The sequence below is a fragment of the Thiobacillus sp. genome (assembly GCA_024235835.1).
GTDB lineage: Bacteria > Pseudomonadota > Gammaproteobacteria > Burkholderiales > Thiobacillaceae > PFJX01.
Window position 1 is genome coordinate 1,061,678 of record JACKLQ010000002.1, and the last position, 15,985, is coordinate 1,077,662.

Here is a 15,985-nt window from a genome sequence, read left to right on the forward strand (position 1 = left end):
AAGACCCTTTATCGGCCCGCTTTTGAGTATTCCCAGCGGGGATGCTGGGAGCCGGAAAAGGAACATCTCCATGCAACGCACCGTCCTGGCCGCGCTGATCGCCGGCCTGTTTTCCCTGCCCGCCTGGGCCCAGGAAGCACCTCTCCTTGGTGAGATCGTTGTCACCGCCACGCGCATACCAACGCCCGCCCGTGAATTGCTCGCGGACGTCACCGTCATCACGGAGGAGCAGATCGACGCCTATGGCCATGCAACCATGGCAGATTTGCTGCGTGCGGTCCCCGGCCTTGAGCTGAACGCCAGTGGCGGCCTCGGCGGCCAGTTGAACGTCCATGTGCGGGGCACCAATGCCAACCATCTGCTCGTGCTGGTGGATGGCCAGCGCATCGGTTCCGCCACCCTGGGCAGTACCGCCCTGGAGCACCTGCCCCTGCATGCCGTGGAGCGCATCGAACTGCTGCGCGCGCCGGCCAGCAGCCTCTATGGCATGGATGCAGTGGGCGGCGTCCTGCAGATATTCACCCGTGGCGGCGGCAAGGGCACGGGGTTGACGGGGTTCTCCGCAGGCCTGGGTGCCCATGGCTTGCGCCATGCGGATGTGGGCCTCGGCGTCGGAGACGGTCCCTGGCGCCTGGATGTGAGCCTGGGACATGCCCAGAACGAGGGTTTCTCCGCCACCAACCCCAAGGCCCTGTTCGGGGCCTTTAATCCGGACCGGGACGGCTACCGCAACCAATCCGCCCAGGCTCGCCTGGCCCGCCGGTGGTCCGATGGCGAACTTTCCCTGGGCCTGATGGACGTGGAAACGCGCACCGAGTTCGACATGGGCACTCCGGGAAATGACTACTCCAGACAGGCCCTGGCCAGCCAGAGCCTCCAGCTCAGCCAGCGATTGCTGCCGGCATGGGACGCTACCGTGCGGCTCGGCCGCGGCAAGGACAACATGCGTACATTCGGCGGCGCGCCCAGCCGCTTCCAGACCAGCCAGGACCAGTTCACGTGGGAGAACGGCCTGGATGCATGGGGTGGCAAGGTGCTGCTGGGGGCGGAATACCTGCAGCAGGAGGTGGATTCCACCACGGCCTTCAGCGTGGACGCCCGGCGCATCCGCTCGCTGTTCGCCGGTTACGGCGGCCACTGGGGCAGGCATCTGCTGCAGGTCAATGCCCGCAATGACCACAACAACCAGTTCGGCTCCAGGACAACGGGAGCCATGAGCTACGGTTTTGAACCGCGTCGGGGCCTGAGGCTGCATGCCACCCTGGCTACCGCCTTCAAGGCACCCACCTTCAACGACCTATATTTCCCGTTCACGGATTACAGCATTCCCGGTGTCTTCACCTACACCTATTCCGGCAACCCCGGCCTGCTGCCCGAGCGCTCCAGGAATGGAGAGCTGGGGCTCACATGGCAGGAAGGCAAGCAGAGCCTGCGCGCCACCCTCTACCGGCAGCGAATTTCCGACCTCATCGTGGCCAGCAATGGCACGTCCAACGACTTCCCCGTCAACGTGGGCACGGCCAGCATCGACGGTCTGGAACTGGCCTGGCAGCGAGACTGGGGCCCCTGGGCCCTGGGTGGTCATGCCACCTTCCAGGCCGCCGAGGACAGCGGCAGTGGCCTGGCCCTGCCACGTCGGGCCAGAAGGTCCGGAGCCCTCAGTCTGGCGCGGGAACTTGGCGCCTGGTCCTGGCGGGGGGAATGGCTGCTCACCGGGCCACGGCATGACGATCTGGCCAACAGCAGGGCACTTGCCGGCTACGGCCTCCTGAACCTGTCCCTGTCTCATCGCACGGCCAGAGACTGGCGGCTGGAGGCCCGGCTGGACAATGTGCTGGACAAGGCCTACGAGCAGGCCTACGGCTACAACACCCCGGGCCGAAGCCTGTTCGTCGGCGTGCGCTATCAGCCCCAGGGGTGAGGGCCGGCACGGATTTCCGGATAAACTCGCGCCATGGAGCCCATGGCGCATCCATGGCGTAAGGAGAAAGACATGAACACCTGCTACCACTGCACCCCACGTACCCAGACCTTCATAGGTCTCTTCCTCATGGCCTTCATGCTGGCCACCCGCTTCCATCATTTCGGCGACGCCCTGCACCTGCCGGACGCCTCCTGGGCCATCTTCTTCCTGGCGGGCCTTTACCTGAGTCCCCCATGGATAGGCGCCCTCATGCTCCAGGCCGTGGCCATCGATGTGGCCGCCGTGGGCTGGATGGGGGTGCCCGGCTATTGCCTGACCACCGCATATGGCGCCCTGCTGCTGGCCTACGGCGTGCTGTGGCAGGGGGGCCGGTGGCTGCGGGTCCATGGCGTCCTGGGCCTGGCGGGCCTGCCCACCCTGGCGGTGACGGTGATCGTCTCCGCCCTGGCGGCCTTCGCACTCTCCAATGGTGCATTCTACTGGTTGGGCGGTCGGGTGACGGAGCCCAACTTGCCTCAGTTCCTCCAGACCTGGGTGGACTACGCACCGGCCTACCTGGGGGTCATGGCCCTGTACGTGGGCCTGGCCGCCCTGGTCCATGAGGCGCTCGCCATTTCCACACGACGGATGCGCCGGGCCTGATATCCCGGTCCACCTTTCTCCAAGCCCCGGCCCCGGTCCGGGGCTTTTGATTTGCCATGGCCCCCATGACCGAAAAGCTCAGCACCGCCTACACCCAGGCGGACATCGCCCGCTGGTTCGATTTGCACACCCTGCGCAAGGCGGCGGGGTACGGGCACCGGGTGTCCAACCTGCGCTATCTGCCGGACATGCTGGCCGCGATGGTGAAAGGCAGCCGCCCCAAGCCCTACGAGGTGCTGGTGCGTTTCGCCAGGCAGGATGGCGTGATCACGGCCATGGGGGTCTGCACCTGCCCGGTGGGGGCCAATTGCAAGCACGTGGTGGCGGCCCTGGTGGCGGCCCAGAGCCAGCGTGGCCAGAGGGCCCGGGTAAATCCACTGGTGCTGGACTGGGCCGCCCAGGTGCGCGAGAGCCAGGCCCGTGGGGGGCGGCCCAAGTCACCCGCCAGGCCGGGGAGCCAGCTGCATTACCTGATCTTTCGTCCAGCCCGGGAAGGGGACGAGCCTCGCCTGATGCTCTTCAAGGGGGTGGTGCGGCCCCAGGGAGGGAGCCGGGGCCAGCCCTGGACCAACATGGAGCGGGCCATGCTCCAGCCGCCCCAGTTCGTGGACGAGGCGGATCTCGCCATATTTCGGCCCCTGCTGCAGCTGGTCCGGCGGTTGCCCTCCTCCTATTGGCATGACTTGCCCCTGGAGGGGGCCTTTGTTGCCCAGGCCCTGGAATTGATGTTGCCCACGGGCCGCCTCTGGTGTGTGGAGACCGAGCATGCCCATGCCCCCACGGCCACCTGGCGCTTCACGTCCCTGAAGGCGGGCGGTCCGCGCCCGGGCGGCCTGGCCTGGCGCACGGACGCGCAGCGGCGCCTCTACCCGGCTCTGGCCGCCGACCCCGCCGCCACCCTGGCCCTGCCCTGCGACCCGCCCTGGTATGTGGATGTCGGCCGGGGCGAGGCGGGGCCCCTGGAGTGCGGCCCCCACCAGGGCCTGTTGCGCCAGCTGCTGCTGTTGCCCCCCCTGGAGGAAGTGGATGTGCCAGTGGTGTCCGGCCTGCTGGCGGACCTGGCCCCGGAGCTGCCCCAGCCTGACGCGGCGCAAGGGCGCGCGCTGGTGGAGGTGGGGGGGGAGCCCCGGGCCCTGCTGCGCCTCAATACCCTGCGGGTCTGGGGCATGAAGGCCTACCGGGGGTACAAGGCCCATACCTATGGCCAGTCCCTGCTGGACTACGCCACGCCGGTGTTCCGGTACGGCGACGGCGACTCGCAGTTGGAGGTTCCCCCGGGCGCGGCCACGGAATTCCATGTCCGGGCCGATGGCGAGGTGCTGCGCCTGCGCCGCCAGGAGGCCGTCGAGGCGGAACGCCTGGACAGGCTGGGCGAGGCGGGCTTCAAGCCCATTCCCCGCCAGGCGTTCTTCGGCGAGCCGCCACCCGGCCTGTGGGGGCTGGAAAGCGAAGAGCGCTGGACCCATTTCTTCCAAGACGTGGCCCCCGCCCTCAGGGCCCGGGGCTGGTCCATCGAAGTGCCCGAGGGCTTCCGCCACTACATCCTGGAGCCCGAGTCCTGGGACGCGGAACTGGAGGAGGCGGAGAACGGCTGGTTCAGCCTCAGTATGGGCATCGTGGTGGAGGGGGAACGCCTGCCCCTGGCCCCACTGCTGGCGGATCTGTTCCGCACCGATGCCCGCTGGCTGGAGCCGGCCAGGCTCAAGCGCATCAAGAACGAAGAGCCGGTGCAGCTGGCCCTGCCCGGCGGGCGCCGGGTGCGGGTACCCGCCGGGCGCATCAAGCCCCTGGCCGCCACCCTCATCGACCTCTTCGACCAGGTGCCCGCCAGCGGTGAACTGCGGGTGTCGAAACTGGACGCCCCCCGCCTGGAGGACCTCACCGATGCGAAACGCTGGCAGTTCAAGGGCGCGGATGCGGTGAGGGACATGGCCCGCAGGCTCCAGGACGGCCAGGGGGTCAAGCCGGTGCCCGCGCCGCCCGGCTTCGCCTTCGCCCTGCGGCCCTACCAGCAGGAAGGCCTGGCCTGGCTGCAATATCTCCGCGCCCAGGGCCTGGGGGGCATCCTGGCGGACGACATGGGCCTGGGCAAGACCGCCCAGACCCTGGCCCACCTGCTCACCGAGAAGCAGGCGGGCCGCCTGGACAAGCCCGCCCTGGTGGTGCTGCCCACCTCCCTGGTCTTCAACTGGCAGCGGGAGGCGGAACGCTGCGCCCCCGCCCTGAAGGTGTTGTCCCTGCACGGCAAGGCCCGGGCCGCCGCCTTTGCCCGCATTCCCGACCATGACGTGTGCCTCACCACCTACCCACTGCTGTGGCGGGACGAGGCGGAACTGGCCAGGCATGAATTCAGCACCCTCATCCTGGACGAGGCCCAGACGGTGAAGAACGCCCAGGCCCGGGCGGCCGCCGTGGTGCGCAAGCTCCGGGCCCGGCATCGCCTGTGCCTCACCGGCACCCCCCTGGAAAACCACCTGGGGGAACTGTGGGCCCAGTTCGACTTTCTCCTGCCCGGCTTTCTGGGGGATGGCAAGCAGTTCGCCAGGACCTGGCGCACCCCCATCGAAAAGCATGGCGACACCCTGCGCCGGGACCTGCTGGCCCGCCGCCTGGCCCCCTTCATCCTGCGCCGCAAGAAGGAAGAGGTGGCCAGGGAATTGCCGGAGAAGACCGTGATCCTGCGCACGGTGGAGCTGGTGGGAGGGCAGCGGGACCTGTACGAGACCGTGCGCGCCGCCATGGATGTGAAGGTGCGGGAGGAGATCGCCAGCAAGGGCTTCAACCGAAGCCAGATCGTCATCCTGGACGCCCTCCTGAAGCTGCGCCAGGTGTGCTGCGATCCCCGCCTGCTGAAGACCGTGCAGGCGGCGGAGAAGGTGAAGGAGCGGGCCAAGCTGGGCCTGCTCATGGACATGCTGCCGGAACTGGTGGAGGAAGGGCGCAAGGTGCTGGTGTTTTCCCAGTTCACGTCCATGCTGGACCTCATCGCCCGGGCCCTGGACGAGGCGGGCATCGCCCACGTGAGCCTCACCGGGCAGACCCTGGCGCGGGAGAAGGTCATCGCCGAATTCCAGGCCGGCCTGGCCCCGGTGTTCCTCATCAGCCTCAAGGCGGGGGGCGTGGGCCTCAACCTCACCACCGCCGATACCGTGATCCACTTCGACCCCTGGTGGAACCCCGCGGCGGAAAACCAGGCCACCGACCGGGCCCACCGCATCGGCCAGAAGAACCGGGTCTTCGTCTACAAGCTGGTGGTGGCGGGCAGCATCGAGGAGCGCATCGTCGCCCTCCAGGAAAAGAAGGCCGCCCTGGCCGAAGGGGTGCTTTCCGAGGATGCCGGTGCCCTGGTCAAGTTCGGTGAAGATGATATCCGCGCCCTGCTGGCGCCCCTGCCGGGAAAGTGAGCGCATGCATTCTCTGGTGATCGGCGGGGCCCGCTCCGGCAAGAGCCGCCATGCCCAGGAACGGGCCCAGGCCTCCGGCCTGGCCGTGACCGTCATCGCCACGGGCCAGGCAAGGGATCCGGAGATGGCGGCGCGCATCGCCCGCCACCAGGCCGACCGACCCGCCGCCTGGCAAACCCTGGAAGTCCCCCTGCATCTGGCGGAGACCCTGGCGGCCACCGCCCGGGCGGATCGCTGCTTGGTGGTGGACTGCCTCACCCTGTGGCTCATGAACCTGCTGGAGTCGGGGGAGGACATTTTCGCGGCGGAGCGGGCGGGGCTCCTGGCCCTGGTGCCCCGCCTGCCGGGCCGGGTGATCTTCGTGGCCAACGAGGTGGGCCTGGGGGTGGTGCCCCTGGGGGAACTGAGTCGCCGATTCGTGGACGAGGCGGGCCGACTCAACCAGGACCTGGCCCGCCTGGTGGACCGGGTGACCCTGGTAGCCGCCGGCCTGCCCCTGGACCTGAAAGGGGGCGGTCCGTGAACGGGCCCTGGTGGCGGGCGCCCGCCCGAATGCCGGACCCGGCCATGGCCCTGGCCGCCCGACAGCGCCAGTCACAGCTCACCAAGCCCCCGGGCAGCCTGGGCCGGCTGGAAGAGGCGGCCATCCGGCTGGCCGCCCTCCAGGGGGTGGCGCGGCCCCGGCTGGAGCGGCCCTGGATCACGGTCTTCGCCGGCGACCACGGCGTGGTGGAGGAGGGCGTCTCCGCCTACCCCAAGGAGGTCACGCGCCTGATGCTGGCCAACTTCGTCAAGGGCGGTGCAGCCGTGTCCGTGCTGGCCAGAGAAGTGGGCGCTCACCTGGAGGTGGTGGACGCGGGCACCCTGGCTGAAGGTGAGCTGCCCGGCGTCATCGTCGCCCGGGCCGGCCGGGGCACCGCCAACCTGGCCCGGGCACCCGCCATGTCCCCGGGGCAACTGGAACTGGCCCTGGACGCCGGGCGCCAGGCCGTGGTCCGGGCCCAGGCCGCCGGCGCCGACCTGTTCATCGGCGGCGAGATGGGCATCGGCAATTCCACCGTGGCGGCGGCCCTGGCCTGCGGCCTGCTGGGGCGGGCGGGCCGGGACCTGGCCGGGCCGGGCACGGGCCTGGACGTTGCCGGCGTGGCCCGCAAGGCGAGTGTCATCGACCGGGCCCTGGCCCTGCATGGCCTGCCCAGGACCGCCATGCAGCCCGAAGAAGTCCTGCGGCGCCTGGGTGGCTTCGAGATCGCGGCGTTGGTGGGCGCTTACATCGCGTGCGCCCAGGCCGGCCTGGCAGTCCTGGTGGATGGCTTCATCGCCACCGGCGCGGCCCTGTCCGCCTGCCGCCTGCTTCCAGGCACGCGGGACTGGCTGCTGTTCAGCCACGCCTCGGCGGAACCCGGACATGGCGCCCTGCTGGCCGCCCTGGAGGCCCGCCCCCTGCTGGACCTGGGCCTGCGCCTGGGAGAGGGCAGCGGCGCGGCGGTGGCCCTGCCCCTGCTGCGCCTGGCCTGCGCCCTTCACGCCGGCATGGCCACCTTCGCCGAGGCGGGCATCCGTGCAGGGGATTGAACTCCCGCCCGGGGCGACCCGGGTGACCGTGTTGCGCCACGGCGCGGTCCGGGGACCGGCCCATGTGATGCGGGGCCAGCGGGACGATCCCCTTTCGCCCCGTGGGTGGGCGCAGATGGAGACGGTGCTGGCGCGCCTGGAGGCGGCGCCCGCGGTGGCCGTGGTCGCCGTGGCCGCCTCCCCCCTGGGCCGCTGCGCGGAGTTCGCCACGGCCTGGGCCCGGGACCGGGGCCTGCCCCTGGCCCTTCTGGACGGCTTTCGCGAACGGGCCTTCGGGGCCTGGGAAGGCCTGCGCGGGGAGGACGCCGCCCGGCTGGACCCGGAGGAATTCCGTCTTTACCAGGCCTCCGGCGGCGTGACGGCCCCCCCGGGGGGAGAGGACATGGAGGCCCTGGTCCGGCGGGTCCGCGCCGCCTGGGAGGCCTGGCTGGGAGATGCCGCCGGCGGGCATCGCCTGCTGGTGACCCATGCCGGCGTCATGCGGGTCCTGCTCATGGACCTGCTGGGCCTGCCCACCACCCATGCCTGGCGCATCGCCCTGCCGGAGGCGGCCCATTTCCAGGTCTCCGTCCTGGCGGGTCATCCCCCCGTGCTGTTGCACCTGAACCCATGCACGGCCTGATCCTGGCCCTCCAGTTCCTGACCCGGCTGCCCACGCCGGCCATCAAGGATTTCACGCCGGAGGCCCAGGCCCGTTCCGTGGCCTGGTTTCCCCTGGTGGGCCTGCTGCTGGGGGCCATCCTGGCGGGGGCTGTTTGGCTGGGCGCCCGCTTCGATCCCTGGCTGGGGGCCCTGCTGGGCCTGGTGGCCTGGGTGGGGGTGACGGGGGCCCTGCACCTGGACGGCCTGTCCGACCTGGCGGATGCCCTGGGGGCTGCCCACGGCAATCCGGTGCGGCTGCTGGCGGTGCTGGCGGACCCCCACGTGGGGGTGTTCGGGGTGGTGGCCCTGGTGCTCCAGCTGGCGGTCAAGCTGGTGTTGCTGATGCTGGCCGCGCGGCTGGACTTGTACTGGCTGCTCCTCCTGGTGCCAGCCTGGGCCCGCCTGGGCGTGCTGTGGTGGGCGCGGCTGCCCGCCATCAAGCCGGGCCTGGGGGAGCGCTTCGCCTGGCGGGCCCCGGCCTGGATTCCCTGGGGCTGGCTGTTCCTGCTGGCCGCCGCCGGGCTGACCTGCCCCGTCCTTTTGGGGGCACCGATGGTGATCCTGACCTGGCACCGCTATCTGGCCGCACGCCTGGGAGGCATGACCGGCGATGCCCTGGGGGCGGGGGTGGAAGTGTCGGAAAGCGCCCTGCTGCTGGCGGGAGTGCTGGCGGCCCTGGCCTGAAACGAGGCTTCAGCCCCGCGCCTTGCGCTCCCGCTTGGCGGCGTACATGCGTTCGTCGGCGACCTTGAGCAGGCCTTCCAGGGTCCGGCCGTCCTGAGGATAGAGGACGCAACCCACGCTGCCTCCGGGGGTCAGGTGGATGTCCACCAGCCTCGCCGGGCGCATGATCTCGCTTTCGATCTTTTTCTTCAGGTCCCCGCACTGGCCGGGGTTGGCCAGGCCGGGCAGGACCAAGGCGAACTCATCGCCGCCCAGCCGGGCCACGGTATCCGAGGCCCGCACCACCTGGCGCAGGCGGCGGGCGATCTCCTGCAGCAGGGCGTCCCCCACTCCGTGGCCGTGGGTGTCGTTGACCTGCTTGAAGTCGTCCAGGTCCAGGTACATGACGCCCATGAGATAGCCGTCCTCCTGGGCGTGGGCGATGCCTTCCGCCATGCGTCGCTGGAAAAGGGCACGGTTGGCCAGGCCGGTGAGGTGGTCATGGGTGGCCTCGTGTTCCAGGCGGTGGCCGGCCTGTTCCAGGTCGGTCATCTGGCGGCAGATGGTGATGGCGTGCCTGGCCAGCAGGCGGCGTGTGGCCAGGCCGATGAGGGTGGCCAGGAGCAGCAGGGTGCCCCCCAGGACCAAGTGCAGGCGCACGGCCTGGCGGGTGGCGTCCTGGGTGGCCAGCAGGGCTTCCCGGATGTGGTCCCGCTCGTGGCGGCGCAATTGCTCCACCGTCTCGGTGAACTCAATGTTCAAGGGGCGCAGGTCCGTGGCCATGAGGGCGTGGGCCTGGGTGCCGAGTCCCCGGGCCGCAAGGTCAGCCAGTTCGTCGTGAAGGGCGCTGATGCGGCTGACCAGGCCGTCCTGGCGGGCGAGATTTTCCCGCTCGAATTCGTCCAGGGGCATGGCCTTGAGGTCGTTGCGGGCCTTGCCCACGTGGTAACCCCACTTGATGAAAAGCTGGAAGCTGTCGTCCCGTTCGAAGGGATCCTCCGCCAGGGTCTGGTAGACCAGGGCGGCGTGGCGGTTGTAGGCCGCCTCCTGCAGGTCCGTGGCCAGCTGGATCTTGCGGTTCAGGGTCTCCACGATCTCCTGCATGCGGTCTTCCAGGGCGCTGATGTTCCACACCGCGTGGGCCACCAGGGCCGCCATGAGGGTCAGCAGGACGGCGAAACCCCAGGCCAGGGGTACGCTGAGCCCCCGGGCGAAGCGGTGTTGCCGTTCGTTGCGCAGGTGATTGCTTGAAGTCATGGATGGGCTTATCGTCATTGAGCCTGATTTCTGAAGGGTCTTTGTGCGCCCTTGACTCATACAATAGGCGACGTTTACCTGGCCTCGGAACAGTCCCATGAACCCATTTCTGGTCGTCGTGCCCGCCCGCTACGCCTCTTCCCGCCTGCCTGGCAAGCCCCTGGCGGACATCGCCGGCAGGCCCATGGTGGTGAGGGTGCTGGAGCGGGCGCTTCGCAGCGGCGCGGCAGGAGTATGGGCGGCCACGGACCACGAGGAGGTCCATGCGGCGGTCGAGACCCACGGCTACCAGGCCGTGATGACTTCGCCGGACTGCGCCTCGGGGACGGACCGCCTGGCGGAGGTGGCCACGCGGATGGGCTGGAGCGACGACACGGTGGTGGTCAATGTGCAGGGGGACGAGCCCCTCGTCGACCCTGCCCTCATCCAGGCCACCGCCCGGGCCCTGTTCGAGCATGCCGCCGCAGACATGGCTACGGTCTGCCATCCTATCCACGACGTCAACGAGGTCTTCAATCCCAACGTGGTGAAAGTGGTGACGGACCAGGACGGTTATGCCCTGTATTTCTCCCGCGCGCCGATTCCCTGGGCCCGGGATGCCTGGACGGGGGACCAGGCAACAGCCATTCCCGCCGGTCTGCCGGTGATGCGCCACATCGGCCTCTATGCCTACCGGGTGGGCTTCCTCAAGGCCTATCCGGACCTGGCCCGCCCCGCCCTGGAGTCCTTCGAATCCCTGGAGCAGCTGCGCGCCTTGTGGCATGGCCACCGCATCGCGGTCACCGTCAGCGAACAGCCCAGCCCGCCCGGGGTGGATACCGCCGAAGACCTGGAAACGGTGCGCCGTTTATTTCGCGATGCCTGATTGATCGGACTGCCACGTGATGGCCAAACTCCAGGCGATCAATAACCTGTTCTTATATGCAAATATAAAAAATTGACTGTCTTCTGGCAGGTCACGCGAATACCCTACTGGCCGCCTGTAGTTTCCCCTCCATTTTTTCTTCGTTCCAACCACATCCCCGCAAGGGGTTGATTCAAAGAGGTTTTTCCATGCGACTGATTCTTCTCGGCGGCCCCGGCGCGGGCAAAGGCACCCAGGCAAACTTCATCAAGGAAAAGTACGGCATTCCCCAGATTTCCACCGGCGACATGCTGCGTGCCCACGTGAAGGCCGGCACCGAGTTGGGCGTTGCCGCCAAGAAGATCATGGATGCCGGCGGCCTGGTGTCCGACGACATCATCATCGGCATGGTTAAGGAGCGCCTGACCCAGGACGACTGCAAGTCCGGCTACCTGTTCGACGGTTTCCCCCGCACCATCCCCCAGGCCGAGGCCCTGAAGGCTGCCGGCGTGCCCCTGGATGCCGTGGTGGAAATCGACGTGCCCGACGAGGAGATCATCAAGCGCATGTCCGGCCGCCGGGTGCACGTGGCTTCCGGCCGCACCTACCACGTGGTGTTCAACCCCCCCAAGGAAGCGGGCAAGGACGACGTCACCGGCGAGGACCTGATCCAGCGTGACGACGACAAGGAAGAAACCGTGAAGAAGCGCCTGGACGTTTACCACGCCCAGACCGAGCCCCTGGTGAAGTTCTACGGCGACTGGGGCAACACCGGTGCCGCCGACGCGCCCAAGTACATCAAGGTCTCCGGCGTTGGCTCCGTGGACAGCATCACCGGCGCCGTGTTCGCCGGCCTGGACGCCGTCAAGAAGTAATCCGGCATGAGTGATATCCCGGAGTTCTCCGCAGCCGACATCAAGCTGGTGCAGGCCACCCTCAAGGAGCGCTTTGGCGCCCAGGTGGCCGAAGGTGTGGAGATCAAGGAGGCGGAGACGGAAATCCGTCTCTCCCCCGGTGACCGGGAACTCACCGTTTGCCCCGCACTGTTCTGGATCGTGGGCGATTGCGCCTTCGTCCTGTCCCGCACCGGCCCGGCCGAGTACCGGGCCATGTTCTACTACTCCGTGAAGGACCGTTTCGGTACCGGCAAGGAGACGTACGACAACCTGGGGGACTGCGTCATCAGCCTGTTCAAGGTCCAGGAAGAGGAAGACGCCAAGCGCCGGGGCGAGACCGGCATCCAATGAATTTGTGAAGACAAGGCGCGGGCGACCGCGCCTTTTGCTTAGGAGAGACACAACATGGCCAAGAAAAAGAACGCGTTCTACGCCCAGTCCGGCGGCGTGACCGCCGTCATCAATGCCTCCGCCTGCGGCGTCATCGAGACCGCCCGCAAGCACAAGGACGTCATCGGCAAGGTCTACGCCGGCCGCAACGGCATCATCGGCGCCCTTACCGAGGATCTGATCGACACCAGCAAGGAAAGCGATGCCGCCATTGCCGCCCTGCGTTCAACCCCCTCCGGCGCCTTCGGCTCCTGCCGCTACAAGATGAAGTCCCTGGAAGCCAACAAGCGCGAGTACGAGCGCCTGATCGAGGTGTTCAAGGCCCACAACATCGGCTACTTCTTCTACAACGGCGGCGGCGACTCCGCCGACACCTGCTTCAAGGTGAGCCAGTTGTCCGAATCCATGGGCTACCCCATCCAGGCCATCCACGTGCCCAAGACAGTGGACAACGACCTGCCCATCACCGACTGCTGCCCCGGCTTCGGTTCCGTGGCCAAGTACATCGCCGTGTCCACCCTGGAAGCCTCCTACGACGTGCGTTCCATGGCCAAGACCTCCACCAAGATCTTCGTGGTGGAAGTGATGGGACGCCACGCCGGCTGGATCGCCGCCGCCGGGGGCCTGGTGGCCGACCAGGGCATCCCCGTGGTGATCCTGTTCCCCGAGATCGAGTTCGACCAGAAGAAATTCCTCGCCGCCGTGAAGCAGAAGGTGGCCGAGCACGGCTACTGCACCATCGTCGTGTCCGAGGGCTGCCACTACCCCGACGGCAAGTTCCTGGCCGAGCAGGGTACCCGGGACGCCTTCGGCCACGCCCAGCTGGGCGGTGCCGCCCCCGTGGTGGCCAACATGATCAAGGACGCCCTGGGCTACAAGTTCCACTGGGCCGTGGCCGACTACCTGCAGCGGGCCGCCCGTCACATCGCTTCCAAGACCGACGTGAAGCAGGCCTACGAGCTGGGCAGGAAGGCCGTGGAGCTGGCCGTGAAGGGCCACAACTCCGTGATGCCCACCGTGGACCGCCTCTCCGACGCGCCTTACAAGTACAAGATCGGCATGGCCCCCCTGTCCAAGGTGGCCAACGTGGAGAAATTCATGCCCCGGGACTTCATCAGCAAGGACGGCTACGGCATCACCGAGAAGTGCAAGCGCTATCTGACGCCGCTGATCCAGGGTGAGGACTATCCCAAGTACGCGGACGGCTTGCCGGTCTACGTCACGTTGAAGAACGTGGCGGTGGCCAAGAAGCTGCCCGAGTTCAAGCTTTAACCAAGATCAAGGGCGCCGTGGGTGCCCTTGTCTATTCTCACTCCCCATGACTCTCGATCGCGCCAGGCAGCTGTTGAAGGTGCAGGCGGACTTCGGTGGTTTCTACAACGGCAATTCGGCCAAGCTCATCCTTTCCGAGGTGCAGAAGGAGCATGGCCAGGCCGCGGTGGATGCCTTCATCCGGGAGTTGCGGCTGGACGAGATCTTCGGTTTCGAACCGGGCACCCGTTTCGAAGGCGGTCTGGCGATGGGCAAGTCCTAGGCAATCGAAGCGAACGGGACGGGCCAGAAAACAAGACATAAGGCAGCCGGAGGAGGCTGTGCGGTGCAACCCATTCATGTGGCTGTATTCAAGGAGATAGGTGATGAATGAAGGACTGATGTTCGCCCTCGTGGCGGGAGCGCTGGCCCTGGTTTACGGGGTCATGTCCATCAAGTGGATCAACGGCCTGCCAACCGGCAATGACCGAATGCGGGAAATCGCCGCAGCCGTGCAGGAGGGCGCCAAGGCCTACCTGAACCGTCAGTACACCACCATCGGCCTAGTCGGCGTCGTGTTGCTGATTGCCATCTTCCTGGCCCTGGGCTGGCAGACCGCCGTGGGCTTCGCCCTGGGCGCCATCCTTTCCGGCGTGACCGGCTTCATCGGCATGAACGTCTCCGTGCGCGCCAACGTGCGCACCGCCGAAGCGGCCAAGGACGGCATCAACGCCGCCCTCAACGTCGCCTTCCGGGGCGGCGCCATCACCGGCCTGCTGGTGGTGGGCCTGGGCCTGCTCGGCGTGGCCGGCTACTACGCGGTGCTGATCAACATGGGCATGGAATCCAAGGACGCCACCCACGCCCTGGTGGGCCTGGCCTTCGGCAGTTCCCTGATCTCCATCTTCGCCCGTCTGGGCGGCGGCATCTTCACCAAGGGCGCTGACGTGGGCGCCGACCTGGTGGGCAAGGTCGAAGCCGGCATCCCCGAGGACGACCCCCGCAACCCGGCCGTCATCGCCGACAACGTGGGCGACAACGTGGGCGACTGCGCCGGCATGGCCGCTGACCTGTTCGAAACCTACGCCGTGACCATCATCGCCACCATGGTTTTGGGTGGGCTGATGATCGCCGGCTCGCCTGAAGCCGTGGTGTATCCCCTGGTGCTGGGCGGCGTGTCCATCATCGCTTCGATCATCGGCACCTTCTTCGTCAAGACCCAGCCGGGCGCCAAGATCATGAACGCCCTGTACAAGGGCCTGATCGTCTCCGGCATCATCGCCGTGGTGGCGTTCTACCCGGTCACCACCTGGATCCTGGGTGAAGGCGTGATGATCGACGGGCAACTGGTGTCTTCCATGAACCTGTACCTGGCTTCACTCATCGGCCTGGCCCTGACGGCAGCCATGGTGTGGATCACCGAGTACTACACCGCCACCGAGTTCAGCCCGGTGCGTCACATCGCCGAAGCCTCCACCACCGGCCATGGCACCAACGTGATCGCCGGCCTGGGCGTCTCCATGAAGTCCACCGCGGCCCCCGTGCTGGCCGTGTGCGCCGCCATCTGGGCCGCCTACGACCTGGGTGGCCTCTACGGTATCGCCATCGCCGCCACCTCCATGCTGTCCATGGCCGGCATCATCGTTGCCCTGGACGCCTACGGCCCCATCACCGACAACGCCGGCGGTATTGCCGAAATGGCCGAGTTGCCGGATGAGATCCGTAACATCACCGACCCCCTGGACGCCGTGGGCAACACCACCAAGGCCGTGACCAAGGGCTACGCCATCGGCTCCGCCGGTCTCGCCGCCCTGGTGCTGTTCGCCGACTACACCCATGCGCTGGGCGGCGGCGTCAGCTTCGACCTGTCCAACCACATGGTCATCATCGGCCTGTTCATCGGCGGCATGGTGCCCTACCTGTTCGGCGCCATGGGCATGGAAGCCGTGGGCCGCGCCGCCGGCTCCATCGTGGTGGAAGTGCGTCGCCAGTTCCGCGAGATCCCCGGCATCATGGAAGGCAAGGCCAAGCCCGAATACGGCACCTGCGTGGACATGCTGACCAAGGCCGCCATCAAGGAGATGATCATCCCCTCCCTGCTGCCCGTGGCCGTGCCCCTCATCGTCGGCCTGACCCTGGGTGCGCAAGCCCTGGGCGGCGTGTTGATCGGCACCATCATCACCGGCATCTTCGTGGCCATCTCCATGACCACCGGCGGTGGTGCCTGGGACAACGCCAAGAAGTACATCGAGGAAGGCAACCACGGCGGCAAGGGTTCCGAAGCCCACAAGGCGGCCGTGACCGGCGACACCGTGGGCGACCCCTACAAGGACACCGCCGGCCCCGCCGTGAACCCCCTCATCAAGATCATCAACATCGTGGCCCTGCTGATCGTGCCTCTGATCGCCTTGTGACCAAGGCTTGACCAGGAAACGGGCCGGTACATCCGGCCCGTTTTGTTTGGCGGGCACAAACATGCAACAACCGCAGTACGGAT

14 protein-coding genes are annotated in these 15,985 nt (G+C 67.7%); 13 read left to right on the plus strand and 1 reads right to left on the minus strand.

Annotated elements, in window-relative coordinates:
• Positions 1 to 70 precede the first annotated feature (70 nt).
• From H6935_13335 to H6935_13365, 7 genes are all read left to right on the plus strand, one after another.
• The gene (locus tag H6935_13335) at positions 71 to 1,921 is read left to right on the plus strand and encodes a TonB-dependent receptor (protein MCP5279322.1); all 1,851 of its coding nucleotides are present in this window, start codon (positions 71 to 73) and stop codon (positions 1,919 to 1,921) included.
• Between the two features lie 72 nt (positions 1,922 to 1,993).
• Positions 1,994 to 2,566 carry a hypothetical protein gene (locus tag H6935_13340; GenBank protein ID MCP5279323.1) on the plus strand — a complete coding sequence of 191 codons (573 nt, stop codon included), beginning with the start codon at positions 1,994 to 1,996 and terminating at the stop codon, positions 2,564 to 2,566.
• A 56-nt stretch (positions 2,567 to 2,622) separates the two neighbouring features.
• On the plus strand, positions 2,623 to 5,970 hold the full coding sequence (locus H6935_13345) for a DEAD/DEAH box helicase (GenBank protein ID MCP5279324.1): 3,348 nt from the start codon (positions 2,623 to 2,625) through the stop codon (positions 5,968 to 5,970).
• A gap of 4 nt (positions 5,971 to 5,974) precedes the next feature.
• Positions 5,975 to 6,493: a bifunctional adenosylcobinamide kinase/adenosylcobinamide-phosphate guanylyltransferase gene (cobU, locus tag H6935_13350; GenBank protein MCP5279325.1), complete on the plus strand. Its 519-nt coding sequence runs from the start codon at positions 5,975 to 5,977 to the stop codon at positions 6,491 to 6,493.
• A 29-nt stretch (positions 6,494 to 6,522) separates the two neighbouring features.
• Positions 6,523 to 7,545 carry a nicotinate-nucleotide--dimethylbenzimidazole phosphoribosyltransferase gene (gene cobT, locus H6935_13355; protein ID MCP5279326.1) on the plus strand — a complete coding sequence of 341 codons (1,023 nt, stop codon included), beginning with the start codon at positions 6,523 to 6,525 and terminating at the stop codon, positions 7,543 to 7,545.
• Positions 7,532 to 8,167 carry a histidine phosphatase family protein gene (locus H6935_13360; protein ID MCP5279327.1) on the plus strand — a complete coding sequence of 212 codons (636 nt, stop codon included), beginning with the start codon at positions 7,532 to 7,534 and terminating at the stop codon, positions 8,165 to 8,167. The genes cobT and H6935_13360 overlap by 14 nt, the downstream gene beginning before the upstream one ends.
• Positions 8,155 to 8,871 carry an adenosylcobinamide-GDP ribazoletransferase gene (locus H6935_13365; GenBank protein ID MCP5279328.1) on the plus strand — a complete coding sequence of 239 codons (717 nt, stop codon included), beginning with the start codon at positions 8,155 to 8,157 and terminating at the stop codon, positions 8,869 to 8,871. The genes H6935_13360 and H6935_13365 overlap by 13 nt, the downstream gene beginning before the upstream one ends.
• A gap of 9 nt (positions 8,872 to 8,880) precedes the next feature.
• Here the strand turns inward: H6935_13365 and H6935_13370 are convergent, their stop codons facing one another.
• Positions 8,881 to 10,107, minus strand: coding sequence for a diguanylate cyclase (locus H6935_13370; protein ID MCP5279329.1), 1,227 nt, complete (start codon positions 10,105 to 10,107; stop codon positions 8,881 to 8,883).
• Between the two features lie 97 nt (positions 10,108 to 10,204).
• Here H6935_13370 and kdsB point away from each other — a divergent pair, with 97 nt between their 5' ends.
• From kdsB to H6935_13400, 6 genes are all read left to right on the plus strand, one after another.
• On the plus strand, positions 10,205 to 10,972 hold the full coding sequence (gene kdsB / locus H6935_13375; protein ID MCP5279330.1) for a 3-deoxy-manno-octulosonate cytidylyltransferase: 768 nt from the start codon (positions 10,205 to 10,207) through the stop codon (positions 10,970 to 10,972).
• Positions 10,973 to 11,160: 188 nt separating this feature from the next.
• The gene (gene adk, locus H6935_13380; protein MCP5279331.1) at positions 11,161 to 11,826 is read left to right on the plus strand and encodes an adenylate kinase; all 666 of its coding nucleotides are present in this window, start codon (positions 11,161 to 11,163) and stop codon (positions 11,824 to 11,826) included.
• A 6-nt stretch (positions 11,827 to 11,832) separates the two neighbouring features.
• Positions 11,833 to 12,198 (plus strand): hypothetical protein, encoded by a 366-nt coding sequence (locus H6935_13385; GenBank protein ID MCP5279332.1) that lies wholly within the window; start codon positions 11,833 to 11,835, stop codon positions 12,196 to 12,198.
• A gap of 54 nt (positions 12,199 to 12,252) precedes the next feature.
• Positions 12,253 to 13,509, plus strand: coding sequence for a 6-phosphofructokinase (locus tag H6935_13390; GenBank protein ID MCP5279333.1), 1,257 nt, complete (start codon positions 12,253 to 12,255; stop codon positions 13,507 to 13,509).
• 46 nt (positions 13,510 to 13,555) lie between these two features.
• Positions 13,556 to 13,771, plus strand: a complete 216-nt coding sequence (locus tag H6935_13395; protein MCP5279334.1) for a hypothetical protein — start codon at positions 13,556 to 13,558, stop codon at positions 13,769 to 13,771.
• A gap of 103 nt (positions 13,772 to 13,874) precedes the next feature.
• Complete coding sequence (locus tag H6935_13400) at positions 13,875 to 15,902, plus strand: sodium-translocating pyrophosphatase (GenBank protein MCP5279335.1); 2,028 nt, start codon at positions 13,875 to 13,877, stop codon at positions 15,900 to 15,902.
• The last annotated feature ends 83 nt before the right edge of the window (positions 15,903 to 15,985 follow it).

Bases quoted from the DNA above. Each gene is read 5' to 3' on its own strand.
- H6935_13370 (MCP5279329.1), bottom strand. From the start codon at position 10,107: ATGACTTCAAGCAATCACCTGCGCAACGAACGGCAACACCGCTTCGCC.
- H6935_13395 (MCP5279334.1), top strand. From the start codon at position 13,556: ATGACTCTCGATCGCGCCAGGCAGCTGTTGAAGGTGCAGGCGGACTTC.
- H6935_13340 (MCP5279323.1), top strand. From the start codon at position 1,994: ATGAACACCTGCTACCACTGCACCCCACGTACCCAGACCTTCATAGGT.
- H6935_13400 (MCP5279335.1), top strand. From the start codon at position 13,875: ATGAATGAAGGACTGATGTTCGCCCTCGTGGCGGGAGCGCTGGCCCTG.
- adk (MCP5279331.1), top strand. From the start codon at position 11,161: ATGCGACTGATTCTTCTCGGCGGCCCCGGCGCGGGCAAAGGCACCCAG.
- H6935_13365 (MCP5279328.1), top strand. From the start codon at position 8,155: ATGCACGGCCTGATCCTGGCCCTCCAGTTCCTGACCCGGCTGCCCACG.
- cobT (MCP5279326.1), top strand. From the start codon at position 6,523: ATGCCGGACCCGGCCATGGCCCTGGCCGCCCGACAGCGCCAGTCACAG.
- H6935_13385 (MCP5279332.1), top strand. From the start codon at position 11,833: ATGAGTGATATCCCGGAGTTCTCCGCAGCCGACATCAAGCTGGTGCAG.
- cobU (MCP5279325.1), top strand. From the start codon at position 5,975: ATGCATTCTCTGGTGATCGGCGGGGCCCGCTCCGGCAAGAGCCGCCAT.
- H6935_13390 (MCP5279333.1), top strand. From the start codon at position 12,253: ATGGCCAAGAAAAAGAACGCGTTCTACGCCCAGTCCGGCGGCGTGACC.
- kdsB (MCP5279330.1), top strand. From the start codon at position 10,205: ATGAACCCATTTCTGGTCGTCGTGCCCGCCCGCTACGCCTCTTCCCGC.
- H6935_13345 (MCP5279324.1), top strand. From the start codon at position 2,623: ATGGCCCCCATGACCGAAAAGCTCAGCACCGCCTACACCCAGGCGGAC.
- H6935_13335 (MCP5279322.1), top strand. From the start codon at position 71: ATGCAACGCACCGTCCTGGCCGCGCTGATCGCCGGCCTGTTTTCCCTG.